This window comes from Prauserella endophytica (genome assembly GCF_005146945.1).
Taxonomy (GTDB): Bacteria; Actinomycetota; Actinomycetes; order Mycobacteriales; family Pseudonocardiaceae; genus Prauserella_A; species Prauserella_A endophytica.
Genome location: NZ_SWMS01000018.1, coordinates 95197 through 119749, shown reverse-complemented (window position 1 = coordinate 119749; position 24553 = coordinate 95197). Strand labels below are relative to the sequence as shown.

Below are 24553 nucleotides of genomic sequence, written 5' to 3'. Positions count from 1 at the left end.
AAGCGTAACCGATGGGTTACGTGTTTGGCCACCCTCCGCCGTGGCGCTGCCGGGCCCACTCCCGCAGCGTGGCCGCCCGGATCTTGGTGCCGTTCGTGCCCGACGTCGTGGGCATGCGCTCGATCAGCTCGATCGCCGAGGGGACCTTGAACCTCGCCAGCGACCGCGCGCACCACGCACGCAGCTCCTCCTCGCTCACGGCACCCGGCGTGGTCGGCACCACGAACGCGACCGCGCGCTGCGCGCCGTCCGCGCCGCGGACACCGACGACCTTCGTCACGTCCACCGCGTCGTGCTCGGCGAGCCGCCGCTCGATCTCCGCCGGGTCGACGAGAAAACCGTGCAGCCGCAGCACATCGCCCATCCGGCAGACGTAGGTGAACGCCCCGTCGTCGGCGAGCTCGGCGAGGTCGCCGGTGCGGAACCAGCCGTCGGCGGTGAACGCGCGCGCGGCCGCGTCGTCGTCGCCGAGGTAGGCGTCGACGACGTTGGGCCCGCGCAGCTGCAGCTCACCCTGTCGCCCCGGGGGCAGCGGGCGTCCCGTGCCGGGGTCGGCGATCCTGGCCTCGATGCGCGGCGAGACGAGCCGTCCACCGCCACGCCAGCGCCGGGGCGCGGGCTCGTCCCTCGGCCAGAACGCGGTGAGCGCGAACGCCTCGGACGAGCCGTAGACACCGGTGGTCACGGTGCCGAACTCGCGCAGCGCCCATTCGGCCAGCTCCCGCGACCGGCCGAGGAAGTCGGCGATCCCGAGCCACCGCCACGACGGCAGCCGGCGCGGTTCGGCCTGCCACGCCGCCGCGAGCCTGCCGACCAGGTCATCGCCGCCCACCAGGTGCGTCGACTGCCAGCGTGCCATGTCGCCCAGCACGGCGTGCTCGTCGAACACCGGCTCCAGCAGGCACGCGGCTCCGCCCGCGATCGCCGCCATGGCCGTGTTGAAACCGAACACGCCCGAAAGCGGCAGCACGCACACCACCACGTCTCCGTCGCGGATGCCGATGCCCTCGGCGTCGGCCAGCGCGTGGTCCACCACGGCGGACTCCTTGTGCGCGGCCAGCTTGGGCCTGCCCGTGGAGCCGGAGGTGGTGAACGCGACGGCCAGCTCGTCGGCGCCCACCGGCTCCGGCTGTTCGGCGGGCCCGCACGGGACCCACGCGCCCGCGCCGACGTCGTACGGCGTGAGGTCGGCCGGTGCCGTGCCGTGCGGCCCGGCGACGACGGCCACGGCGGGCGCCGGAGCGCCGGCCCCGCCCACCGCCTCGCGCAGCCGCCCTACGAGGTCGAGTCCGTGGAACCCGCAGGCCAGCGCCACCACCGACGGTCGCGCGCGCTCCAGCACGTGACGTACCTCGTCGACGTTGTACCGGGTGTTCACGCCGATCACGTGCGCGCCGAGCGACGCGGCGGCGAACTGCCAGCACAGCGCGTCCGACCAGTTCGGCAGCCACACGGCCACACAGCCGCCCCGGCCGACGCCCGCCTCACGGAGGCCGGCGCTCAGCGTGAGCGTGCGCTGCCACAGCTCCCTGCGCGTCACCCGCACCGGCTGTTCAGGGTGGGCGTCGATCGCCACCACCGCGCCGGGGTCGCGCGCGACGAGATCCGACAGCAGCTCCAGCAATCTCATCGGGTGCCTCCCAGCCCGCTCAGCCAGCCGTGCAGCGTCGCGGCGAAGTCCTCGAGCTCCTCCATCGGGTAGTGGCCGATGCCGTCGAGGATCGTGCAGCGCGCGCCGGGAACGGCGGCCGCGGTCGCCCGCACGGCGGCGAGGTCGAGCCACAGGTCGTCGGCGCCCGCCACGACGTGCACGGGGCAGCGGACGCGGGCGAGCCCCGCGCGCACGTCGTGCGTGCCCCACCCGAGGAGGTCCGAGGTGGAGACGGCGGGGTCCTCCCTGCGGTGCATCGTCGCGATCAGCCCGGCCCGCTCGGCTGTGACCTTCCTTCCCACGACGGCGAGCGTGCCGAGGTGGGTGCGGTCGGCGCGGCTCGGCGCGGCGACGTCCTCCAGCTCCCTGCGCAGTCCGGCGAGGCCGATGTGTCCCGGCCCGGCCTCGGCGGCCATGGCGACCACGCCGGCGAGCCGCTCGCCCATGCGCACGGCGAGGTCCAGCGCGATCTTGCCGCCGATCGAGCATCCGACCACGAACGGCCGCCGTAGCCCGAGCGCGCCGATGAGCGTCTCGCACCACGCCGCGTAGTCGCCGAGGTCGGTCACCGGGCCGCCGGGCGCGGGCTCGGAACGGCCGTGCCCCGGCAGGTCGGGTACGACGACGCGGTAGCCGAGCGCGGCGAGCGCGGCCGTGGTGTGCCTCCACTGGACGCCGCTCTGGCCCGCGGTGTGCAGGCACAGCACGGGTCGTCCCGTACCCGACTGCTCTACATAGGACAGTGTGCCGCCGATGTCGGTGTACGCGGCCTCGATCATGCCGCACCACCTTCGGCCGCCAGTTCGCGCGCGTGCTCGACGAGCAGCGCGAGCACCTTCGTCAGCCGCAGGTACTCGTAGCCGCTGCCCCGCACGTCGAACAGCCCGGTCATGGCGTGGCGCACGAAGTCGCCGTCGGGCCCCGTGAGCAGCTCCGTCCAGGCCGGTTCACTCGCGCCGAGCGTGAACGTCGCGCCGTGCGGTGTCCTTCTGGCCGCCTGGATCACCGCGCCGCAGTACACGCGCAGGTGCACCTCGTCTTCACCGCAGCGAAGGCCGATCGTGCCGTCCCAGGTCTCGGTGGCGGCGGCGAACCGGTCGTCCCCGGCGAGCCGGGCGGCCAGCGCCTCGGCCCAGGCCGGGGTGCAGAAGGCGCGCCCGACCGGGTCGGGGCCCTCGCCCCGTGCGGGCACGAGCACGGTCGCGCTGCCCTCGCGCACCGTGCGCCCGTGCTCGTCCACGAGCACGCCGTGCCGGGTGACGACGCCGTTCTCGCCGCCCCGCGTGCGGCGGCAGCGTGTGACGGTCTGCTCGAAGTGCAGTGTGCTGCCGGCCCTGATGGGGGCACGGTAGTGCCAGCTCGCGTCGAGGAGCAGGCCGCCGGACTGCTCGAACAGCGCGGTGAGCGCGTCGGGTCCGAAGTGGCCGAGGTCGGAGGGGTCGTCGGCGGAGAGCTGCCGGGGCTCGCCCGAACATCGCTGCCCCACCTCGAAGTCCTCGAAGTACCGGTGGGTGGTCATGGCGCTCCAATGCGGCCAGTGCCTCAATGATACGAACGATCGTTCTTACGAAAACACTATGTTCTCGATTCGTCAACCCTGTGACCTGGTACTTGACCCACTACCGGCCGTGCCCATAGCCTGCGGACATGAACAGTCGTTCTCCAGGTCTCGTTCGCGACGGCAGCCGGGCCAACGAGGTCGCCATCCTGCGCGCCGCGCTGGAGGCGTTCGGCGCCAAGGGCTTCCACGGCGCCTCGATGCGGGACGTGGCCAGGGGCGCCGGCACGAGCCTGTCCAACCTCTACAACTACTTTCCGGCCAAGTCGCAGCTGCTGGCCGAGCTGTTGCGGCTGGCCAACGACGAACTACTGGCCCGGATCACCGAGGCCGTGAGCGGAGCCGGCGAGCGGGCGGCCGACCGGCTGCGCGCCGCGATCGCCGCACACGTCGCGTTCGTCGTGGACCACCAGGTCGAGTCGCTCGTCGCGCTGAGCGAGGTGCGCTACCTCGCCGGGGTGGCGCGCGAGGGCGTGGTCGCCGCGAGGGACAGCACGCAGAACATCTACGAGCGGATCGTGGCCGACGGCGTGCGCGACGGCGAGTTCCGCACGCCCTACCCCGACGACGCGGCCCGCAACATCGTGTCGCTGTGCTCGGCGATCGCCACGTGGTACCGGCCGGGCGGTCGGCTGTCCAAACAGGACCTCGGTGAGCAGCATGCCCGCTACGCGCTGGCGCTGCTCGAAGCCGAGCTTCCCCCGGCGCGGAGCGGGAAGGGGGCCGGGCGATGACCGACGCGGAGCTGCTGGCGAGGGTGCGCAGGCTCGAGGACGTCCACGAGATCGGCCAGCTGCGGGCCCGCTACTGCCAGTACCTCGACGACGGGCGCTGGGCGGAGCTGGCCGGGCTGTTCACCGAGGACGGTGCGTTCGTGGGTCTGTCCACCGCCCGTGGCCGGGCCGAGCTGCGCACGTTCTTCGCGGGACTGCAGGAGGGCGCCCTGACGGCATGGTGGCACTTCAGCGCCAACGAAACGGTGATTGTGGACGGTGACACGGCCAGTGGCGAGACCTGGCTGTACCAGCCGTGCGTGGTCGAGGGCAAACCGCATGTGGCCGCAGGCCGGTACACCGACCGAATGGTCCGTACCTCGGACGGCGGGTGGCTGTTCGCCCAGCGCAAGATCACGTTCTTCTTCTGGGTGCCGCTCGAGCACGGCTGGGCGCCGGGCCGGATGGGCTGGGCTCCCGCGGCCGCCGCGCTCGATCCGAACTACGCGGCCCGGTGAGGAACTCGCGGCGTTCCGGCACTCACCCCGGCGATCCGAGCCGGTGGTGGCCACCGGCTCGCAGCCGTGGCTACCCCAGCTCGGCCAGTTGCCCCACCACGGGCGCCACGCGGTCGATCCAGGCGGCGGGTGCGTCGCCGGGAGGCATGACGATCGCGGCGTGCACGCCCAGCTTCGCGAACGGGACCATGGCGCGCACGAACTCGTCACGGTCGTCCGGCTGTGGATCGTGGACGAGCACGGTCTTGCGGATCTCGTCGTAGTCGCGGCCGACGTCGTCGCAGTGCCGGCGCAGCACGTCGAGCTTGTGCTCCACCGCCTCGGGGGAGGACGCGAACAGGTTGCACGCGTCCCCGTACCGCGTGACCAGGCGCAGCGTCTTGCGTTCCCCGCCCCCGCCGATGAGCACGCGGGGCCGCCGCACCGGCTGCGGCGAGCAGATCGTCTCGGCCAGCCGGTAGTGCTTGCCCTCGAACGGTCCGTTGTTCCCGGGGTCCCACATCTGTCCGCAGATGCGCAGCGTCTCCTCCAGCCGTTCGAACCGCTCGGCGACCGGCGGGAACGGCACGCCGAGCCCCAGGTGCTCGCGCTCGAACCAGGCCGCGCCGATGCCCAGTACGGCCCGTCCCCCGGAGAGCACGTCGAGCGTGGTGACGATCTTGGCGAGCAGGCCAGGGTGCCGGTAGGTCACGCCGGTGACGAGCAGGCCAAGGTCGATGCGTGAGGTGTGCGCGGCCAGGTAGCCGAGCGTGGTGTACCCCTCCAGCATGTGCGCCTCGGCCGGGAGGCCGACCGGCTCGATCTGGAAGAAGTGGTCCATGAACGACAGCCAGGTGGCCCCCGAGTTGTCCGCCGCGGCGCCGACCCTCGCCAGCTCACCGGCGATGGCGGTGTTGCCGCCGTCGATCTCGAAGTTCGGCACGTGGAAACCGAGCTCCATGAGGAATCCCCTTACCCGTAGACAAATCCTCCCGTCACGCTAGGTCCTGGAGCGCGCTCCAGGTCAAATCCGCCGATCGGTGGGAAATGCGCGCGCCGCGCCCCAGCGCGATCCCGGTGCCGCGGCGGCCGGGCGGTACCAGCGCGGCCCACGTCGCGTCGGGCTCGTCGCGCGGGACGAAGCCGAGCACGGCCGTTCAGAACCGGATCGCGCGGGGACATCGTCGGCACCGAGGATCACCGTGCCGAGGGTGAGCGAGCCGTTCAGGTGCTCAGGTGCCAGGCGTCAGCCCTGTGCCGCGGCCTCCAGTTCGGCCACGTCGAGCTTGCGCATGCCCATCATGGCGTCCATGGCCCGTTTGGCGCGCGCGGGATCGGGGTCGTTCAGCAGCTCGAGCATCCTCACGGGCACGATCTGCCAGGACAGCCCGTAGCGGTCCTTGAGCCAGCCGCACTGTCCCTCTTCCCCTTCCTCGGTGAGCGTGTTCCACAGCTCGTCGACTTCGGCCTGCGAGTCGCACGTGACGAAGATGGAGAAGGCCTCCGTGAACGCGAACTGCGGTCCGCCGTTGAGCGCGACGAACTGCTGGCCGTCGAGCTCGAAGTTCACGACCAGGACCTTGCCGTCGGGGCCTCTGGTCACCTTCCCGACCTTCGAGTTGGGTACGAGGGACACGTAGTACTCGGTGGCCTCTTCGGCCTGGTCGTTGAACCACAGGAAGCTCGAGATCCTGCTCATCGTCGTTCTCCTTCGCTGTCCGGCTGTCCGGGTCACGCTGAGGAGTCGGAGCCGCTCGGGCGGTTTCGACCCGAACCGGCCGCGTTAGTTGTGTGAGCTGAGGCACATTCCAGGTTGCCTTGACGCTGACGTCAATCCTTAGGCTCGCTCTCATGCGAATCGGCGAGCTCGCCCGGCGGGCCGGGACGACGACCAGGGCACTGCGCTTCTACGAGTCGCAGGGACTGCTCACGGCACCCAGGGCCGCGAACGGCTACCGGGAGTACGGCGAGGAACACGTCCGGCTCGTCGGCGAGATCCTCACGTTGCAGGCCGTGGGGCTGAGCCTCGACGACACGAGACCGTTCGTCGACTGCCTGCGCGCCGGGCACGAGACGGGCGACTCGTGCGCCGACTCGATCGAGGTCTACGAACGCAAGATCGCCGAGGTGGACGCGCTGCTCGCCCAGCTAGGCGAGGTGCGCTCCGGCCTCGTCGCCAAGCTCGCGTCGGCGCTCGCGCGCCACCCGCTGCCGTGCGTCGTGCCCGGCAGCGCGCAACCACCCGACGAACTGGAGAGCCGATGACGACGGCTGACGTGAGCGGCGAGGTCCTCGCCATCACCGACGAGACCTTCCGCGCCGAGGTGCTCGAGCGCCCCGGGCCCGTGCTGGTGGACTTCTGGGCCCAGTGGTGCCCGCCGTGCCACATGATCGCGCCGGTGCTCGCACAGCTCGCGGCAGAGCGCGCTGGGGAGCTGACCATCCGCAAGATCAACAATGACGAGAACCCGCTGACCGGGCGCGAGTACCAGGTCATGTCGCTGCCGACGCTGATCCTGTTCCGGGACGGGCGGCCGGTCCGGACGATCGTGGGCGCGCGGCCGAAGGCCCGGCTGGTCGCGGAGCTGGACGATGCGATGGGCCCGCGTCAGTAGAGGTGGCGCAGGCGCGGCCACAGTTGCGGCCACGGGGCACGCGGTCCGTCGCAGAGCCGGACCGGCGTGCCCTGCTCGTCGTTGCCGAGGCCGAGACCGTTGTCGTGCACGGCGGCCACGCGGCAGCCGGTGAGGACGTCGGCAGCCGGGCCGGGCGCGCCGACGAGCACCACCGGGCCGGTCTTCTCCTCCGGCGGCGGCCCCCAGTCCGCATAGGACATATGGCCCGAGTAGGCGCGCGGGAGGCCGTGCCGAGGGCCGTAGTGCTCGATCGCGCCGGCCTGCCCGTAGTTGCGGGTGAGGATCACGGCCCCGGCACGCTCCCCGGGCGGGATGCTGTGCCACACGCCCGCGACGGTGGCCGTGAACTCCGGCCAGCCCACCTGCTCGCCCTGCTCCGGGTTCATCGCGAGCACCGGACCGAGCGCGGCCGGGGGCAGCACCGGCAGGGCGACCACCACCGACATCGCCGCACCCACCACGGCGAGCGCCCCGGCCGCCGACCGCCGCGCCGCGTACCTGCCCGTGCCGAGCCAGCGGAGCGCGGCCGGGGCTCCGGCGGCGGTCAGCAGGAACAGCGCCGGCACGGCGTAGTACGGCTTCCCGCCGAGCACGAGCAGCACCGCGCCCAGCACCGGGTAGCCCACCGCGAGAGCGCGCGCCCAGCGCAGTTCCGGCTCCCGCCACAGCCGCACGAGCCCCGCGACCCACACCGGCACGAGCACGGGCGACAGGTACACCACCTGCATCGGCACGAACAGCATCCGGTTGCCAGCGCCGTCGTCCTCACTGATGCCCGCCGCCACTCCGAGCAGCGGGAAGTCGTGCGCCGCCTGCCACGCGATCGCCGGCGCCGCGAGGATCGCGGCCACCGCCACGCCCACGGCGAGCCAGCCGCTCCGCAGCACCGACCGGGGCCCCGCGGCGAGCACGCCGGCCCCTAGCGCCACGAGCAGCAGCGGCGCCAGCCACTTGTTCTCCAGCGCGATGCCTGCCGCGGTGCCGATGGCCACCCACCAGCGCCCGTCCCCGGTGCGCAGCAGCCGCAGCGTCAGCAACCCGAGCACCGTCCACATGAGCACGTCGACGGTCGTGGTGGACAGCATGTGCGACACCACGAGCCCGAACGCCGACAGCGCCGTCGCCGAGGCCGCGAGCACCTGTGCACCCTTGCCGCCGCCCAGCTCCCTGGCCACCAGTGCCACCACCACGACCGTCGCGGCGCCGAGCACGCTCGCCACCACCCGCAGGCCCACCGGGGTGCTGCCGAACAGCTCCACGGAGAGCCGCGCGAGCAGTGGCGTGAGCGGCGGCTGGTCGGCGTAGCCCCACGCGGGCCGCGCGCCGGCCGCGAGGAAGTACAGCTCGTCGCGGTGGAACCCGTAGCGGCCCGACAGCGCGGTGAGAACCGCGAACTGCACCGCGACGACCACGCCCACGGGGCCCCCGGCGAACCGGGGCGGCGACGCCGCCCGCCGGGACACGCTCAGTGCGTCCATGGCCCGATCGTCGCGCGGCCCCGCACACCGCGACGACGACCGCAGGACGGAACCGGCTGTCCACCGGACGACGGACGCTCAGTCCCGCGCGGGCAACGCGCCTCGATCCCGTCGAGCGGCCCGGCGAGCGCGAAGCCGGCTCCTGCTCCAGGCAGGGGACGGTTTCGTCGTCGAGGTCAGTCCCCATCGGACACACCTGTCGCCGGGGCGGCGCGCCGCGAGTCGGCGGCCGTCCGCGCCGTCGGTGACGGCACACGTGATCGTCATCGAGCACCATCAGGCCGTGCTGGCGCACAGCCGAACACACACGCTGTCTTGACAAATTTGTTTGTCGGAGCGACGCTTGGTGGCACCAAGAGCACAGCAGGCGTCGATGAGGTTCCGCAGCACGGTCCTGCTCAGTGGCAAGGCGGCGACCGGTCTCGAGTTGCCCGCCGACGTCGTCGCGGCACTGGGGTCGGGCAAGAAGCCCAGGGTGCGCGTGACGGTCGGCGGGCACACCTACCGCAGCACGGTCGCCGTCATGGACGGCAGGTTCATGCTTCCGCTGAGCGCGGAGAACCGTGGCAAGGCGGGGGTCGCCGCGGGGGAGGAGGTGGATGTCGACGTGGAGCCGGACACCGCGCCGCGCGAGGTGGAGCTTCCCGCCGACTTCGCCGAGGCGCTCGAGAACGAGCCCGCGGCGAAGCGGTTCTTCGAGGGGATCTCCTACAGCGACAAGCGGTTCCACGTGCTCGGCATCGAGGGTGCCAAGAAGCCGGAGACGCGGCGGCGCCGAATCGACAAGGCGATCGCGCGGCTCAAGGAGGGGCGAGCCCGCTGACCGCTGCGGGTAGGGTCGGGATCATGTCGGTTTCCGAGATCGAACTGCGCACCCTCTCCGGCGACCCCGCGACGCTGGGCGGACTGGGCGCCAAGGCCCTGCTCGTGGTCAACGTGGCATCCCGGTGCGGCCTGACGCCGCAGTACGAGGGGCTGGAGCGGCTCCAGCGGCGCTACGCCGACCGCGGTTTCTCGGTGGCGGGCTTCCCGTGCAACCAGTTCATGGGGCAGGAGCCGGGCACGTCCGAGGAGATCGCCCAGTTCTGCTCGGCCACCTACGGCGTGAGCTTCCCGATGTTCGAGAAGATCGAGGTCAACGGTGACGGCAGGCATCCGCTCTACGCGGAACTCGTGCGCGTGCCCGACGCCGAGGGCGCCGCGGGCGACGTGCAGTGGAACTTCGAGAAGTTCCTCGTGGCGGGCGACGGCGAGGTGCTCGCGCGCTTCCGGCCCCGCACCGAGCCCGAGTCGGCCGAGATCGTCGACGCCATCGAGGCCGCGCTCAGCCGGTAGCACCGGCGGGCACCCGGCCCCCAAGGCCACCTTTGTTGCGTTCAACGCAACAAAGGTGGCCTTGGGGGCCTTTTCGTCAGCGGGTCAGCAGGCGCTGTCGGTGGGCTTCGGGGTCGCCAGGCCGAACAGGGGACGCAGCTTGAGGCCGAGCCAGGTGCCGCCGAGCGCGAAGAGGCCCCACAGCCAGCCGTGCAGGCTCCCGGTGGAGATGCCGCCGAGGTAGGCGCCGATGTTGCAGCCGCCCGCCATGCGTGCGCCGATGCCCATCAGGATGCCGCCCAGCACGGCGGCGAGCGCGGTGCGCCACGGGATCTCGGCGCGGATCTTCCAGGTGCCGGCCAGCGACGCGGCGACGGCCGCGCCGAGGATGATGCCGATGTTGGTGAGGCTGGTCTTCTCCGTCCAGATCGGACCCTCGAGCATCGTGGCGTACCTGCTCTGCTGCCAGAACTCCCACGTCTCCGGGTGCAGGCCGAACAGCTGCAGCAGCTTGGCGCCCCACAGGGCGAACGCCGTCGTGACGCCCCAGATGCCGCCGGAGACGAGCACCACCGCGGCGGCCAGCACACCGAGCACCACCGCGCCGGCGAGCATCGGCCACGAGCCGCGGAACACCCGCGCGAAACCACGGGCCGTCGGCACGGCGCCCACCGGCGGCGGTGTGCGCCTGGCCTGGACCACCCTGGTCACGACCACGATCGCGAGCAGCGCAACGATGGTGATGGCCCATGAGCCGAACCAGCCGACGTGGTCGGAGAGCAGGACCCCCTCGACCTCGGGCCAGCCGTCGAACGCGGGAAACGCCCACGTGTAGAACACCGAGCCCACGATGAACCCGCCGAGGGTCAGCACGATGGTCGACTGGCCCGCTCCGACGGCGAACAGCGTTCCCGACGCGCAGGCGCCGCCGAGCTGCATGCCGATCGCGAACACCGCCGCGCCGAGGAAGAGCGGCAGCCCGATCGAGCCGGCCGACAGGTCCGGGCCGGCGCCGAAGAGGCCAGCGCCGGAGGCGGCGATGAGCGCGATGAGCGTGGTCGCCGTCCCGATCAGGAGCGTGTGCGCACGCAGGCCGTCCCCGTTGCCGACGGAGATCAGCTGCCGCCATGCCGACGTGAACCCGAAGCGCGAGTGGAACAGCGCGACGCCGAGGAACAGCCCGATGATGAGCAGCGCGCCGAAGCGCTGGCCGTGCACCGCCCACACGTACCAGCTGAGCCCCACGGCGAGTGCGCCGGCGATCACGAGCGGTGCCGCCCGGACCGGTTCCTCTGGAGCCGGTTGTGGCGCCGCGCACGAGGTCGGTGATCTCAGGAGAAAATCACGTGCTGAAAGTTTGTCCGTCGTTGCCGACACGAGCACTCCAAAACCGGCGTCACTGTAGGAAAATCACCTGCCAGGCTAAGTCACCGTGAATGGGTGGGGGAATCGGTCTCACGGTGTGGGCATCCCGGTCACCACGCTTCTCGGAAAGGGAGGAGAAGTGCGCGGGAACCGTTCATTGTGGCGCCCGCCACGGAAAACGGGGCAGTGGTTGGTCTCCGTCGCCAGCCCGGCACGGGTTGGAGCGGGTCCTCCGTGACTACGCGCCGTGCTGGCCGTCGAGGGGATGCGCCGGACGCCCCGTGACCGTCATCGACCACGGCCTGCCGCCCGGTGCCCATCTACCCGGCGGGCGAAGGCGGCGGCGGGGAACGGCCGTCGCGGGGCCGGTGCCCCGTCCCGCTGCTCGGGCGAACGCCGAGCCGGCCGCCTGCGGGCGCTGACCACGCCGCTGAGCGCGAGCGCGCCGGCCGTCCGCCTCGGCACGTCCGCCGGCGCCGCGAGCAAGCGGGTCGCCGCGCTGGGGGAGTCGGGACTGGCCGACAGCACGAGACACGGCGGCGCCGTCGTCCACCACGTCACCGCTCCCGGCGAGGCTCTGCTGTCCGGCGAGGCCGGCTAGCGGCGTGACGGGCGTCCCACCTCGGCCCGGCAGGTCCTCAGACCTCTGCTGACCCTTGTTAGGGTCGGCCCCGGCGATCATTTGGGGGAGGTGGCGCGTGGCCAAGGCGCCGGTGCTGCGGCACGGGCCGGTGGTGCCACAGGTCGAGAACCTGTTGCGCCATCGGCTGCGGAGCGGGGAGTGGCGGCCGGGCGAACGGCTGCCGAACGAGGTCCGGCTCGCCGCCGAGCTGGGCGTCGGCCGGTCGTCGGTGCGGGAGGCGGTGCGGCTGCTCGCGCGGGACGGGCTGCTGGTCGTGCGCCACGGAGCGGGCACGTTCGTCGCCGACCCGCCGGACGAGGGGGCCGGCGTGGTCGACGTCGGACGGCTCGTCCGGCGCGCGCGGCTGCTCGAGGTGTACGAGGTCCGCAGGGCGCTCGAGGTGGAGGCCGCGCGGCTCGCGGCGCACCGGGTGCGCCCGGAGGACGTCGAGCGCCTGCGCGCGGGCCTGCACCGGCGGGGTGAGCTGGCAGGCGGCGACGCCGCCGCGTTCGTGGCCGCCGACCTGGAGTTCCACCGCTCAGTGGTGGAGCTGTCCGGCAACGCCCTGCTGCTCAGCCTCTTCACCGCCGTGCGGCCGGTCCTGTTCGAGGCGCTGACGGAAATGGTGCGGCACGAGGAGAACCTGCCCGACGTCGCGCACGCGCACACCGCTCTGCTGGCCGCGCTGGAACGCGGCGACGCGGCCGCTGCGGTCGCGGCGACCGTGGACAACCTGGAGAGCGTGCTGTCGGCGATCAGGGCGGCGGTGGGAGAGCGGTGAGCGTGCACCCGGAGGGCACCGGGCCGGTGCTGGACGTTCGCGACGTCGACCTCGTGCGCCAGGGCAACTACCTGCTGCGATCGGTGTCGTTCACCGTCGAGCCCGGCGAGCACTGGGCCCTGCTCGGCGGCAACGGCGCGGGCAAGAGCACGCTGCTCGGCCTGCTCGGCGCGCGCACCCACCCCACGCGCGGGACCGTGGAGGTGCTCGGCCACCGGCTCGGCAAGGTCGACCTGCGGACGCTGCGGACCTTCGTGGGTCACGTCGACCCGCGCCACCCCCTGACCTCGCCACTGCGCCTGCGGGACGTGGTGCTGACCGGGCTGACCAACACGACGGAACCGGTGCCGCGCTGGCAGCCCACGCCGGAACAGGTCGCGAGGGCCGACGAGCTGATCGGCATGCTCGGCCTCGCCACGCGGAGGGACGCGCGCTGGCCCGTGCTGTCCCAGGGGGAGCGCGGCCGGGCGCTGATCGCCAGGGCGCTGCTGCCCCGTCCGAGGCTGCTGCTGCTCGACGAGCCCGCCACCGGACTCGACCTCGCCGCCCGCGAACAGCTGCTCACGAGCCTCGACGCGCTGCGCCGGGAGCACCCACGGCTCGCGACCGTGCTCGTGACCCACCACCTGGAGGAGCTGCCCGCGAGCACGTCGCACGCGTTGCTGCTGCGCGAGGGCCGCGTGCTCGCCATCGGCGCCGCCGGCGAGGTGCTCACGAGCGACAACGTCACCAAGACGTTCGACCACCCCGTGCGCATCAGCCGGGAGGACGGCCGCTGGGCCGCCCGAGCCTGAGCGTTTGCTGTTCTGGCAATTTCCTTTGTCGTTCTCGCCGGACTGGGCGCATAGTGCCGGAAGAGGACGAGTGGAGGGATTCGCAGGTGAACGAGAAGTACGACGTGGTGGTGGTCGGGGGCGGCGCCGCGGGGCTCGGCGGCGCCGTGACGCTGGCGCGGTCGCGCCGTTCGGTGCTGGTGGTCGACGCGGGTGACCCACGCAACGCACCCGCCGAGGGCGTGCACAACTACCTCGGCCGCGAGGGCACGCCGCCCGGCGAGCTGCTCGCGCTGGGCCGTGCCGAGCTCAAGGCGTACGGCGGCGAGCTCGTGAGCGGCACGGTGTCCTCGGCGCAAGCCCTGGGAGATGGCGGCTTCCGCGTACGGCTCGCCGACGGCGGGCAGGTGCTCGCGCGGCGGCTGCTGGTGACCACCGGGCTCACCGACGAGCTGCCCGACGTCGAAGGGCTCGCGGGACGCTGGGGTCGGGACGTCCTGCACTGCCCGTACTGCCACGGGTGGGAGGTGCGCGACCGCGCGATCGGCGTGCTCGCCACCGGACCGATGGCGATGCACCAGACGCTGCTGTTCCGGCAGCTGAGCGACGACGTCACCCTCTTCACGCACACGGCTCCCTCGCTCTCCGCCGACGAGCGTGAGGAGCTCGACGCGGTCGGCGTGACCGTCGTGGAGGGAGAGGTCACGGCATTGGAGGTGACCGGCGACCGGCTCACCGGGGTACGCCTGCGCTCGGGCGAGGTCGTGGCCAGGGAGGCGCTCGCCGTAGCCCCGCGCGCCACCGCCCGCGCCGGCGTGCTCGCGGGCCTGGGCCTGGAGACGGCGGAGCTGGAGGTCGGCGGCCACGTGATCGCCACCTACGTCCCCGCCGACGCGCAGGGCGCCACGTCGGTGCCCGGCGTGTGGGTGGCGGGCAACGTCGCCGACCCGCGTGCGCAGGTGATCGCCTCGGCGGCGGCCGGGGTCGGCGCCGCGGCGGCGATCAACGCCGATCTCGTGCACGAGGACGCCCGCGCGGCCGTGGCGGCGCGTCGCGCGAGCCGCTGACCCCGACGCCGGGGCGGCTCGGCGGTGAGGACGCGGCTGGCGGCGTCGACGATCGGCGAGACCGCGCTGTCGACGTTGGCGAGCACCACGGTCACCCAGTCCAGGTCCGGGTAGACCTCGACGAAGGTGGCTTGGCCGGGCGGTCGGACGCGCCGCCTGGGCGCAGTTGCCCGGGCACGCGGGGAAGGTCCGCGGCCCGCGCGGGCGCCGCCGTGACGGCGCTCGCGGCCAGCGGTGCCGCGGCGAGCAGGCCGAGCACGGAACGTCTGGACGCTGCTGTGGTCACCGATTGCTCTCCTCGTCGTCGTGGTCGCTGCCGCGAGCGTGCCGCGGCGCTGTCAGGAAGTCGTCAGACAGCGGTCAGAACGGGGTTCTCCCAGGGAACCCACAGCAACCGCGGCGTCTTGCACGTCCAGGTGCCGGAGACGACCATGAGCCCTCATGACGACGAGTGGCGCGAGCGCGCCCGCACTGCGCTACGGGCAGGCCGCGGGCCGGTGGGTACTGCTGGCGACCGTGCTGGGTTCCGGGCTCACGTTCATCGACGCCACGGTGGTGAACATCGCGCTGCCGGACATCGGCGAGAGCCTCCGCGCGGGCACCGCCGCTCTACAGTGGACGGTCAATGGCTACACGCTCAGCCTCGCCGCGCTGATCCTGCTGGGCGGCTCGCTCGGCGATCGGTTCGGCCGCAAGCGGATCTTCCTGCTCGGCGTCGCCTGGTTCGCCGTGGCGTCCCTGCTGTGCGCCGTGGCGCCGACGGTCGGGATGCTCGTGGCCGCCCGCCTGCTGCAGGGCGTCGGCGGCGCCCTCCTCACGCCCGGAGCGCTGGCGATACTGGAGGCGTCGTTCCATCCCGACGACCGGGCGAAGGCCATCGGGGCGTGGTCGGGGCTCGCCGGTGTCGCGGGTGCGCTGGGCCCCTTTCTGGGCGGCTGGCTCGTCGAGATCGCGAGCTGGCGGCTGATCTTCCTCATCAACGTGCCGGTGGCGCTGCTCGTGTGTGCCGTCGCGGTGCGGCACATCCCGGAGACGAGGGATCCCGGTGCGGTCGGCGGGCTGGACGCGACCGGGGCCGTGCTCGGCGCGCTCGGGCTCGCCGGGCTCACCTACGGCTTCACCGCGTGGCCGGAGCTGGGCCCCGCCTCCGCGGTGGTCCTGGGCAGCCTCGGCCTCGGCGTCGCGGGCATGGCGGGCTTCGTCGTGGTGGAGTGGCGTTCGGCGCACCCGATGCTGCCACTGGGGATTTTCCGCTCCCGCGCCTTCTCCGCCACCAACGTGGTCACCTTCGTGGTCTACGCGGCGCTCGGCGGGGTGTTCTTCCTGGTGGTGCTCAACCTCCAGGTGGTGTCGGGGTTCCCGCCGCTCGATGCCGGGCTCGCGCTGCTGCCGGTGACCGTGCTGATGCTGCTGCTGTCGGCGCGCGCCGGTGCGCTCGCCCAGCGCATCGGGCCCCGGATCCCGATGACCGCGGGCCCGGTGGTGTGCGCGGGTGCGCTCGTGCTGCTCGCGCGGATCGGCGCCGGCGCGTCGTACCTGCGTGACGTACTGCCACCGGTGGTCCTGCTCGGCCTGGGCCTCTCGCTCACCGTTGCGCCGTTGACGGCGACGGCCCTCGGCTCGGTCGACGACCGGCATGCCGGGATCGCCAGCGGCGTCAACAACGCGGTGGCCCGCGCGGCCGGGCTGCTCGCCGTCGCGGTGCTGCCGCTCGCGGCGGGCCTGGGCACCGGCAGCCTCACCGACCCCGTCGCGCTCGCGCCCGCCTACCGCACGGCGATGCTGATCTGCGCGGGCCTGCTGCTCGCGGGCGCGGTCATCGCCGTCATCGGAGTCCCGGCCGCGCTGCGCGGGCGCGAGCCGGAGCCGGAGACGAGCCCGGTGCGCGTGCACTGTGCCGTCGCGGGCACGCCGCTGCACCCGCACAGCGACGCGGAGCGGGATTGACGGAGGGTGCTGTTAGCGTCCCGGCATGGCACTGCTGGGGGTTCACGAGGATGCGGAGTACCTGCCCGAGTACGGCACCGTCGTGGTCAGGGACGAATGGCCCGCGGGCGGGGAGTCGTCGCCAGAGCACGAGAACGCGTTGCTCGGCGAACTGGCCACCGAGGCGCTCGCGGGAACGATCGCGACGGCCGGCGACGGCTGGTTGCACGGCCACGCGGGGGATCCGTACCAGTCCGTGCGGCTGGAGGCACACGACGCCGAGCCGCCCGCGGCCGGGGACGAGTGGGAGGACGTGGTCGAGACCCCGTTTCGAAGCCGCGCCGGGGCCGTCGCGCTGGGCCTGCTGACGGGCGGCACCTACGACGGCGCGCTGGAGCTCGGCGCGCGGGGGCCGTTCCGGGCGCGCGTCTCGCGCCGTCCCGCCGAGGAGGACGAGGAAGGGGACGTCTGGCTCGTCCAGTTCTGGCCGGCGCCGACGACACAGGAGCCGCCGCGCTGGCTCCGCCGTGGCAGGCCGGCGCTGTCCGGCAACGGGCGCGAACGCTACCTCCGGGCGGCGTCGGACCTCGTGTCCGTCGCGGTCTGGAGTGACCCGGCGCGCACCGAAGGTCTCGCCGAGCGGCTGCTGCTGCCCGAGGAGGAACTGCCCGCGCTGCTGGAGCACGCCGTGGCAGGCCGGCTGGTCGCGGTCGACGGCGGCACCGTCACCGCCGTGCCGAGGCGGCCACCGGAACGGGCGCGCTCGGTGGCCTGGACGCCCCCACGGCACGAGACCGAGCCGGTCAGCACGCCCGGCTGGCCACCGGCTGCGGGCATGGTCGCCGCCGACGGCACGGTCGTGGTGTGGCGCGGCGGCGATCCGCTCCCGCTGGGCAAGGCCGAGGGGCGCCACCTCTACACCGCGTGGGAGACGCCGCGGGGCATCGCGGTCTTCACCACGGCGGGAGCCGGCACGCTGGTCCGCTGGGACGGCGAGGCCGAGCGGCTGCCCGCCGACGTCGGCAGCCATCCGGCCCGCAGTGCCGACGGCAGGCTCGTGGCCGGCACGGAGACGCACGTCGGCCGCCGCTCGTAGGACCAGGTGCACGTCGTGAATCTCGCCGACGGGAGCGTGGCGAGCCTGCCCCGGCAGGACGAGCTCGGCACCCGCGTCCACGGGGTCCACGGCGGCGCGGTGTTCTACACGCGACTGGGCGAGTCGTTCCGCTGGGTGCCCGGTGAGCGACCGGAGCCGCTGCCGGTGCAGTACGTCCAGCTCGACGCGCTGAGCGGCGCTGCCGTGATCGTCGACGGGGACGAGCTGGCCGTGCTCACGCCCGGCGGCACGCGGCTGCGGCTGCCGCCGAGGGAACCCGTCCAGCTGGTGCCCGGGGGCGAGCTGGTCCACACCTGCCGGTACGCACCGCCGACGCTGGAGACCATCGAGCCCGGCAGTGGTTCCCGTACGGCGATCGCGCTGCCGGAGGGCACCCGGACCGGCACGAGCGTGCCGACCGGGCCGGTGTGGGAGGACCGGCACACGGCGCTGTTCACGGCCGAGGGCCTGCGAGCCGTCCGCGGATTCTCGGGCCTGGTCCGCTGCCACCTGCCGACGGGCGCGCTCGAACACGTCCCGCTGCCGTCGAGCCTCGGCTACCGCCCGTTCCTCGTCCGCCCCATCCTCGATCGCGCCTGCTGACGGTCGTGCCCCGCCAGTACACGCAGTCGCTGGAGCAGCCCTGGCGAGGCGAACGTCGTGTGCACGGCGACGCAGGCGGGGCAGGCTCCGAGCTCCGGGCAGACCAGCGCGATCAGCACGCGCAGCGTCGCGCCGAGGTCGGGCCGGTGGATGCCGCCGAGGATGCAGTGCGCGCCCAGTGCCGTGTCGTCGCCGAGGGTGTCGGCGAGAAAGGGCGGAAAACCGAGCCCGCGCAAGGCATCGCGCACCGGCGTCTGCGCGAGCATGGCGTAGGCGGCGGGATCGAGCTTCGCGGACTGGCCGTCGAGCAGGGTGCACAGGCGGTGGCCGCGCAGCACGCGCCGGTGCCACGGCAGGTCGCCGAGGAGGCGGTCGGCCAGCCGCGCGTAGAAGCCCTCGCCGAAGACGTAGGCGGGCAGGTCGGCGGGCACGCCGGGCGAGCGGGTGAGGAAGGTCCCGGCCGCGTCGCGGCCGCGCCGGGGAGCCGGTCCGGTCCTCCGATGCAGCGCGCCCACACGAATCAACCTAGGAACAACGGGCGTCCGACGGCAGTCACCTGATCGGTGAGACCGAGGTCCGGACCAGGTTCTATGCTTGCGCTGTTCGGGCAGAATCCGCGCGAGCCGGAACCAGACGGGGGACGCCACCGTCACTATGGGGAGTCAGCACGCGCACGACGGAAGGATGCACATGCCGGACGGCATCGAGGCCAGCGAGCGCATGGTCGACGACTGGAACCGGCGCATCCAGGAGCAGGCACAGCGCTACCAGGCGATGGCTTCGCGGGTCCAGGAGCTCTCGGTCACCGAGCGCTCCCCGGACAACACCATCGAGGTGACCATCAACGCGAAGGGCTTGCTCACCAACCTTTCGATCGCGGAGAGCGCGCAGGGCAAGCGCATGGCCGAGGTGGCCATGCAGATCATGCGCACCGTGCAGACCGCGCAGTCGCGGATTCCCGAGCTGCTCCAGCAGACGATGGCCGAGACCATCGGCACGGAGGACCAGGCCGCCAACAAGGTCTTCGAGGACGCGAAGAAGACCTTCCCCGAGCCGCCGGAGGACGAGCCGCCCGCGCAGCAGCCGCCGCAGCGCGAGATGCGGTTCGGACCCGAGGACGAGGAGCCACCGGCCCAGCCGCCGCGTCCGCAAGCGCCGCCGCCCAGCCAGGGCCCGCCGCCCGCGATGCCGCCGAAGCCGCAGGCGAGGCCACGCAGGCGGCCGGCCGACGACGATGACGACGATTTCGGCGGGCGTTCGATTCTGTCCTGACCGATCGGCTTGACTAGGGGGAACCATGCCAGACGGCGGTGGCTTCGAGCTCGGCTCGGACCTGACGGCACACGCCGCGCAGCTCGACGGCTGCACGGACCAGCTGAACCAGGCGGTCGACGCCGCGAACACGGTCAGCATGCCGACCGACGCCTACGGGATCCTCTGCCAGCCGTTCCGGATGTTGCTGGACCCGGTGGAGCAGTACGGGATCGACGCGCTCAAGGAGGCCGTGAGCGCGATGCAGGCCACCGCCGACAAGGTGCGCAAGGCGGCGGAGACCTACCAGGGGACCGAGGACAGCGTCACGGACGCGTTCAAGGGCGGTGAGGTCTGATGCCCGAGGGGAACTCGCTCGTCGCGGACGCGCCGCAGGACGGTGACGGCCCGGGTCCGCTGACGTCGGGCAACGGCGACTACGGCTACGCGGGCGGCATCGGGATCGCCGAGTCGGCGATCGACACGTTCAACGGCATCAAGGACGGCAACTGGGTCGAGGGTGGTCTCGGCGTGCTGGGCCTGGCCGCGGAGGGCGCCGCGGCCGCCATCGACCCGTTCGGCTGGCTGATGTCGTCGGTCGCGTCGTTCCTGATGGAGCACATCCAGCCGCTCAAGGACATGCTGGACTCGGTGTGCGGTGACCCGCCGGTGATCCAGTCCTATTCGGAGACGTGGAGCAACGTCGCCACGCATCTCGACGAGACCAAGGTTTCGTTCGCGAACGCCGTCGCGAACGGCACCACCGGCTGGACCGGCGCCGCCGCCGACTCCTACCGGGAATCCTGCAAGGAGCAGGAGGAGACCATCGCGGGCGCGGCCTCGGTCGCCGGGTCGATCAGCACCGTCGTGATGATCTTCGGCGAGGTCGTGAGCTTCGTCAGGGAGACGGTGCGCGACCTGATCGCCGACCTCGTCGGCAAGCTGATCGCCTGGGTGCTGGAGACGGTGTTCTCGCTGGGTTTCGGGACGCCCGTGGTGGTCGCGCAGGCGGTCACGGCGATCTCGAAGTGGGGCGCGAAGATCGCCGAGCTGCTCAAGAAGCTGCTGGAGACCATTCGCAAGGTCTCGCCGCTGCTGGGCAAGCTGGGCGACATCCTCGCCAAGATCCTCAAGGTCAGCGGCAAGATCGCGGGTAAGGTCACCGGCCTCGACGTGATCAACACGAGGAACATCACTCCTGGTGGTTTCCTGCAGCGCGGCGGCCCGGATGTCGACACGCCGGGCGGTGGTGGTTCCGGAGGCGGTTCCGGTTCCGGGTCCGGCGGCGGTTCCGACGGCGGTGGTTCCGATGGCGGGGACTCTGGCAACTCCAGCGACGGTTCGGGCGGGGACTCCGGGGACGGCGGGTCCTCTTCGGACAGTGGATCGTCCTCTTCGGATGTTGAAGGATCCGGTTCGGACACAGGAGCGACCACCACCGACACCCCGTCCACGAGCACGCGCAACGGTTCGGGTAGCGACTCGTCGTCCTCGGGCAACACCACCGACAGCCCCGGCGACAGCAGTCCGGACGCGGGCGGCGACGGTGGCTCCCCGTCGAGCCGGTCCAGCGACTCGCCGTCCGGCAGCGGAACGACCACGAACTCGCCGTCGTCGAACGGTGGGTCGAGCACCGACTCTCCCTCCAGCTACCAGAGCCGGGCGGACTCCCCGTCGTCGAGCGGTTCGAGCGACTCCCCGTCGACCACGACGAGCACGCCGCCCGCGGGCCACAGCACTCCGAACACCCCGGGCACGCCGAGCACGCCGGATGGCTCGGGCGCGCCGAGCGCTCCGCACAGTCCGGGTACGCCGAGCACCCCGAGCACGCCGGATGCCTCGGGTACGCCGAGCACGCCGAACACACCGAGTGCTCCGAACACTCCGGGTACGCCGAGCACGCCGGATGCCTCGGGCACGCCGAACACCCCGAACACACCGGGCACCCCGAACACGCCGAACACTCCGAACCCCGACGGCGGCGGCGCGCCGCCCTCCTCCCCGTCGCCCTCGCACAGCTCGCCGTCTCCGACCCCGAACGGCGGCGGGGACAGCCCGTCGGGCTCGCCGTCGTCGCCGGGCACCCACACCGGCGGGGGCGGCAGCGGCCCCGCGCCGCACAGCGGCTCGGGCGGCCCGTCGCCGAGCGCCCACCACGACTCCGGCACGTCCACGAGCGCGTCGGCGCAGCCCAGCGGCACGTTGCCGCGCACCCCGGACGCGGGCCCGTCGGCGGTGCCCTCGCAGCGCGGTCCCGACGGCGGCGGCTCCTCTCCCTCAGGACAGCAGGGCACCCCGGTTGCGGGCGGTCCCGCGGGCGGCCCCGGCGCGCCCTCCCCGCGCACCCCGGACGCTCCCGCCGCCAGGCCGGACGGTCCGGGGGGCCGCCCGAGCCCGCCGAGCCCGAACACCCCGCCGCAGGCGGCACCCCGCGGGTTCGGCCCCGGCGGCCCGAACAGCCCGGCCCACTCGGCGCCGTCGCACCACGGCACCCCTCCGCCCGGCACCCAGCCACCCGACGGAGGGCCGTCGCACCCGAACGGCCAGCCGGGGCAGCACACCCCGGACAACAACGGGAACCGCGGTCCGGACGACGCGGCCGACCCGAACACGCCGCCCCACCACGACCCGGAGAAGCTCGGTCCGGACGAGGTGAACCAGCGGCACGCGGAGTCCACTCCGGCGGGCACGTCGTTCCACCGGAACGACCCGGAGATGGGCGATCTGCCGCACCGCGTGCAGCCCGATCCGGACGGCCGCTACACGGCGGACGTGCACGTCACTCCCGACGGGCACGCCCGCATCGGCAACCAGCTCTACACGCCCGAGGAGTTCGCGGACATCCTGCGCCGCAACGGCGACTACGACGGCAGGCCGATCCGGCTGATCGGCTGCGACGCGGGCTCCAACGACTTCGCCCAGCGCCTGTCCCGCGAGCTGGACACCGAGGTGCTGGCACCGAACAAGCCCGCGTGGACCGACTCGGACGGCCGGGTGTTCTCGTCCGACTACGAGGTCGGCCCGGACGGACAGGTGCGGCCAAGGATCCCGCCGAACGGCGAATGGTCGGTGCACAGCCCGGACGGTTCGACCTCCAGTGGAAGCGACGATGCCTTCACCCCGCACACCGCCGATGCCGACAAGCAGGACATCGACGTCGACAGCGCGCAGGCTCGCGGTGAGGATCATGCGAACCTGGACGAGGAGTGGGGCGACTACCAGGTCCATTCCGACGACCCGGACTTCTACCGCCCCGGTCACGCCGACCACGCGCCGATCGTCGACTACGACCGCCCCGGCCGCGACAATCCCGCTGCCGGACCGCCGGACAACCCGTACAACGATCCGCCGCGGTCGCCGAGCAGCACGATCCAGACCGACATGCCGAGCAGGAACCAGTTCCCGCCGAAGAACGCGGAGCCGTCCGAGAGGTACCAGATCCCGCGGGCTCTGCGGGACCACCCGGAGCTGTTCGATGAGACCGGCAAGCTGAAGCCGAACATGGAGATCCCGGTCGAGTACAAGGGAAAGAACGGGGAAGTCGCCGCGAGCACCAGGTTCTACACCGATGAGAACGGCGACATCAAGTGGGTCGAACTGACGCCCGGAAGGCAGTACGACACGGACGCCGACTGGAAGGACATCGAAGGGATGTCCGACGCCGAGAAGGCGGACATCAAGGCGGGAACGAACCCGGACTTCAATCACATGCTGCCGGAGTGCAAGTACGAGGTCGACAACTGGCGGGATCCCGACAAGAAGATCCACTTCGAGACGAACGAGCGCGCGCAGACGGAGAAGATGAGCGGCCAGCCGGACTACGGGCCGTCCAACGACAACTACCGTGACCAGGCCGCCCAGAACCGCGCCGGCAACGAGGGGCGCGACGCGTACAAGAACGCCGAAGAACCCGCGTACCGGAAGATCCGTTGGGCGGGCGGCCACCTCATGCCGACGGAAGGCGGCGGTCCCGGCGGTTACGGCAACATGCACGGTCAGATGGCCGCGTCCAACAGCGGCAACGCCAGGGACGGCTGGGACCAGGTGGATCGCTCGGAGTCGTGGCGGCATCAGGAAGAGCAGATCGCGAGGTACGCTCAGGCGTCCGGCGCCGACGTCGAGCTGCTCGAGGTCTCGGTGCCACGGCGGACCGAGGACGGGATGGCCGTCGAGGAGACCATGCGCTGGCGGGTCAAGGACACCGACCCGGAGACCGGCGAGCCGAGGGTGCGCGTGTTCGAGCGAAAGTTCATCAACGTGCCGGAGAACATGCCGGTCGACGACTGGTCGAAGGTGAAGCACTATGGCGACGACTGACGACGCGATCCAGGCGATCTTCGCGCGGCTCACGCAAGAAGCGCCCGAAGGCTGGCGGCGCATCGTCTTCTCCGTCTGGGCTCTGGCGGCCGTCGTGCAGACCGAGTTCGCCGTGACGATGGCGGACGGGTCGACCCCGGACATCTCGCCCCGCTCCATGGAGGACGAGATTTCCGCGCTGCGCAAGGAAATGTACGAGCAGGACAGGGGTACGTGGTTCTCCGCGAGGTTCGTGCTCACCTCCGGCGGGCAGCCCGAGGTCTCCTTCAACCTGGACGAGGACCCGGCGTGGGTTCCCGATGTCCCACCGTGGGTTTTCGCCCATGACCTGGCGGCTTTTCCGAGGTCGGAGGAGCACGTTCCGGGCTGGCTGCGGCAGCGGATCGACGAGGCGGGCCAGGACAACGCGTCCAACGCGGTGTCCTAAGGTACGCGGGACACTGGACGAGGCGAGAGGACGAAACCAGGATGACGACGCCGATGCCGCCGGACGAGCAGTACCGCCTGCTCGGTGAGGCGACCAAGGTCGTGCTCGAGCAAGCCCCCTCCGGTTGGCAGCGAATCATCATGGACTACCTGACGCTGGGCGGAAAGGTCAACGTCGGGGCGAGCGCCATGCTGGCCGACGGCCGTGTGGTCAGGCTTTCGCCGCCGCGCACGCTCGCACCGCTGTTCTCCGATCTGCGGAGCGGCATGTACACCCAGGACGTGGGCACCTGGTACTCGTTCCGCCTGATCATCGATCCGCCCGACACGTTCTCCGTGAAGTACAACTACAACGACCTGCCGTCGTTTCCGTCGGCGCCGGAACGGGAGCACTTCCAGCGCGAGCAGGAACGTTTCCCGCGCTCGCCGGAGAACATGCCCGACTGGTTCCAGCGCGGGTTGCAGGGTTAGGAGTACCC

At 72.3% G+C, this 24553-nt stretch carries 27 protein-coding genes; 18 read left to right on the top strand and 9 right to left on the bottom strand.

Translation table 11 applies throughout. The features are described 5' to 3' along the window. Positions 1-16 precede the first annotated feature (16 nt). From FCN18_RS27535 to FCN18_RS39245, 3 genes are read right to left on the bottom strand one after another with little or no spacing between them, the layout of a single operon-like run. The gene (locus FCN18_RS27535; protein ID WP_113641340.1) at positions 17-1630 is read right to left on the bottom strand and encodes an AMP-binding protein; all 1614 of its coding nucleotides are present in this window, start codon (positions 1628-1630) and stop codon (positions 17-19) included. Beyond that, positions 1627-2430 carry an alpha/beta fold hydrolase gene (locus FCN18_RS27530; RefSeq protein WP_112272281.1) on the bottom strand — a complete coding sequence of 268 codons (804 nt, stop codon included), beginning with the start codon at positions 2428-2430 and terminating at the stop codon, positions 1627-1629. Before FCN18_RS27530 ends, FCN18_RS27535 begins: the two co-directional genes overlap by 4 nt. Further along, positions 2427-3170, bottom strand: coding sequence for a hotdog family protein (locus tag FCN18_RS39245; RefSeq protein WP_158303187.1), 744 nt, complete (start codon positions 3168-3170; stop codon positions 2427-2429). Before FCN18_RS39245 ends, FCN18_RS27530 begins: the two co-directional genes overlap by 4 nt. Before the next feature lie 128 nt (positions 3171-3298). On the opposite strand from FCN18_RS39245, the gene FCN18_RS27520 reads away from it, so the two are divergent. Both FCN18_RS27520 and FCN18_RS27515 read left to right on the top strand, forming a co-directional pair. Continuing rightward, entirely contained in the window at positions 3299-3943 is a 645-nt protein-coding gene (locus tag FCN18_RS27520) for a TetR/AcrR family transcriptional regulator (protein ID WP_113641341.1), read from the top strand. Next, a complete protein-coding gene (locus tag FCN18_RS27515) occupies positions 3940-4440 on the top strand; it encodes a nuclear transport factor 2 family protein (protein ID WP_112272277.1) in 501 nt (166 codons plus the stop codon). The genes FCN18_RS27520 and FCN18_RS27515 overlap by 4 nt, the downstream gene beginning before the upstream one ends. Positions 4441-4510: 70 nt before the next feature. Here FCN18_RS27515 and FCN18_RS27510 read toward each other — a convergent pair whose 3' ends face one another. Both FCN18_RS27510 and FCN18_RS27505 read right to left on the bottom strand, forming a co-directional pair. Continuing rightward, positions 4511-5380: an LLM class F420-dependent oxidoreductase gene (locus FCN18_RS27510; RefSeq protein ID WP_113641342.1), complete on the bottom strand. Its 870-nt coding sequence runs from the start codon at positions 5378-5380 to the stop codon at positions 4511-4513. Positions 5381-5665: 285 nt separating this feature from the next. Further along, positions 5666-6118: a VOC family protein gene (locus FCN18_RS27505; protein WP_112272273.1), complete on the bottom strand. Its 453-nt coding sequence runs from the start codon at positions 6116-6118 to the stop codon at positions 5666-5668. A gap of 152 nt (positions 6119-6270) precedes the next feature. On the opposite strand from FCN18_RS27505, the gene FCN18_RS27500 reads away from it, so the two are divergent. Both FCN18_RS27500 and trxA read left to right on the top strand, forming a co-directional pair. Next, a complete protein-coding gene (locus FCN18_RS27500; protein ID WP_112272271.1) occupies positions 6271-6684 on the top strand; it encodes a MerR family transcriptional regulator in 414 nt (137 codons plus the stop codon). Then, the gene (trxA, locus tag FCN18_RS27495; RefSeq protein ID WP_137096464.1) at positions 6681-7034 is read left to right on the top strand and encodes a thioredoxin; all 354 of its coding nucleotides are present in this window, start codon (positions 6681-6683) and stop codon (positions 7032-7034) included. The genes FCN18_RS27500 and trxA overlap by 4 nt, the downstream gene beginning before the upstream one ends. On the opposite strand, the gene FCN18_RS27490 is transcribed toward trxA, so the two are convergent. Then, on the bottom strand, positions 7028-8533 hold the full coding sequence (locus FCN18_RS27490; protein WP_137096463.1) for a glycosyltransferase family 39 protein: 1506 nt from the start codon (positions 8531-8533) through the stop codon (positions 7028-7030). The genes trxA and FCN18_RS27490 overlap by 7 nt on opposite strands. A gap of 373 nt (positions 8534-8906) precedes the next feature. Here FCN18_RS27490 and FCN18_RS27485 point away from each other — a divergent pair, with 373 nt between their 5' ends. After that, entirely contained in the window at positions 8907-9356 is a 450-nt protein-coding gene (locus tag FCN18_RS27485) for a YdeI/OmpD-associated family protein (protein ID WP_113641345.1), read from the top strand. A 23-nt stretch (positions 9357-9379) separates the two neighbouring features. Then, positions 9380-9868, top strand: coding sequence for a glutathione peroxidase (locus FCN18_RS27480; protein WP_112272264.1), 489 nt, complete (start codon positions 9380-9382; stop codon positions 9866-9868). Positions 9869-9952: 84 nt separating this feature from the next. Here FCN18_RS27480 and FCN18_RS27475 read toward each other — a convergent pair whose 3' ends face one another. Continuing rightward, complete coding sequence (locus FCN18_RS27475) at positions 9953-11224, bottom strand: YeeE/YedE family protein (RefSeq protein WP_137096462.1); 1272 nt, start codon at positions 11222-11224, stop codon at positions 9953-9955. 235 nt (positions 11225-11459) lie between these two features. On the opposite strand from FCN18_RS27475, the gene FCN18_RS27470 reads away from it, so the two are divergent. The 4 genes from FCN18_RS27470 to FCN18_RS27455 all read left to right on the top strand — a co-directional run bounded on the left by FCN18_RS27470 (position 11460) and on the right by FCN18_RS27455 (position 14455). Then, complete coding sequence (locus FCN18_RS27470) at positions 11460-11813, top strand: hypothetical protein (RefSeq protein ID WP_137096461.1); 354 nt, start codon at positions 11460-11462, stop codon at positions 11811-11813. A gap of 97 nt (positions 11814-11910) precedes the next feature. Further along, on the top strand, positions 11911-12615 hold the full coding sequence (locus FCN18_RS27465; RefSeq protein WP_137096460.1) for a FadR/GntR family transcriptional regulator: 705 nt from the start codon (positions 11911-11913) through the stop codon (positions 12613-12615). Next, a complete protein-coding gene (locus FCN18_RS27460; RefSeq protein WP_113641347.1) occupies positions 12612-13409 on the top strand; it encodes an ABC transporter ATP-binding protein in 798 nt (265 codons plus the stop codon). The genes FCN18_RS27465 and FCN18_RS27460 overlap by 4 nt, the downstream gene beginning before the upstream one ends. 86 nt (positions 13410-13495) lie before the next feature. Then, entirely contained in the window at positions 13496-14455 is a 960-nt protein-coding gene (locus tag FCN18_RS27455) for an NAD(P)/FAD-dependent oxidoreductase (protein WP_137096459.1), read from the top strand. A 91-nt stretch (positions 14456-14546) separates the two neighbouring features. Here the strand turns inward: FCN18_RS27455 and FCN18_RS27450 are convergent, their stop codons facing one another. Next, a complete protein-coding gene (locus tag FCN18_RS27450; RefSeq protein ID WP_137096458.1) occupies positions 14547-14741 on the bottom strand; it encodes a hypothetical protein in 195 nt (64 codons plus the stop codon). A gap of 155 nt (positions 14742-14896) precedes the next feature. Here FCN18_RS27450 and FCN18_RS27445 point away from each other — a divergent pair, with 155 nt between their 5' ends. From FCN18_RS27445 to FCN18_RS27435, 3 genes are read left to right on the top strand one after another with little or no spacing between them, the layout of a single operon-like run. Continuing rightward, the gene (locus FCN18_RS27445; protein ID WP_137096457.1) at positions 14897-16402 is read left to right on the top strand and encodes an MFS transporter; all 1506 of its coding nucleotides are present in this window, start codon (positions 14897-14899) and stop codon (positions 16400-16402) included. Between the two features lie 25 nt (positions 16403-16427). Then, complete coding sequence (locus FCN18_RS27440) at positions 16428-17477, top strand: hypothetical protein (protein WP_137096456.1); 1050 nt, start codon at positions 16428-16430, stop codon at positions 17475-17477. Positions 17478-17492: 15 nt separating this feature from the next. Continuing rightward, positions 17493-18080: a hypothetical protein gene (locus FCN18_RS27435; protein ID WP_137096455.1), complete on the top strand. Its 588-nt coding sequence runs from the start codon at positions 17493-17495 to the stop codon at positions 18078-18080. Here FCN18_RS27435 and FCN18_RS27430 read toward each other — a convergent pair. Then, positions 18035-18595: a hypothetical protein gene (locus FCN18_RS27430; protein ID WP_228714154.1), complete on the bottom strand. Its 561-nt coding sequence runs from the start codon at positions 18593-18595 to the stop codon at positions 18035-18037. The genes FCN18_RS27435 and FCN18_RS27430 overlap by 46 nt on opposite strands. Positions 18596-18770: 175 nt before the next feature. Between FCN18_RS27430 and FCN18_RS27425 the strand changes: the two genes are divergently transcribed. From FCN18_RS27425 to FCN18_RS27405, 5 genes are read left to right on the top strand one after another with little or no spacing between them, the layout of a single operon-like run. Further along, the gene (locus FCN18_RS27425) at positions 18771-19352 is read left to right on the top strand and encodes a YbaB/EbfC family nucleoid-associated protein (RefSeq protein ID WP_112272248.1); all 582 of its coding nucleotides are present in this window, start codon (positions 18771-18773) and stop codon (positions 19350-19352) included. Positions 19353-19377: 25 nt separating this feature from the next. Beyond that, a complete protein-coding gene (locus FCN18_RS27420) occupies positions 19378-19689 on the top strand; it encodes a type VII secretion target (protein WP_112272246.1) in 312 nt (103 codons plus the stop codon). Continuing rightward, positions 19689-23648: a hypothetical protein gene (locus FCN18_RS27415; protein WP_137096454.1), complete on the top strand. Its 3960-nt coding sequence runs from the start codon at positions 19689-19691 to the stop codon at positions 23646-23648. Before FCN18_RS27420 ends, FCN18_RS27415 begins: the two co-directional genes overlap by 1 nt. Continuing rightward, positions 23635-24075, top strand: coding sequence for a hypothetical protein (locus FCN18_RS27410; RefSeq protein WP_113641353.1), 441 nt, complete (start codon positions 23635-23637; stop codon positions 24073-24075). Before FCN18_RS27415 ends, FCN18_RS27410 begins: the two co-directional genes overlap by 14 nt. Before the next feature lie 41 nt (positions 24076-24116). Further along, complete coding sequence (locus FCN18_RS27405; protein WP_112272240.1) at positions 24117-24545, top strand: antitoxin YezG family protein; 429 nt, start codon at positions 24117-24119, stop codon at positions 24543-24545. Positions 24546-24553: the final 8 nt, after the last annotated feature.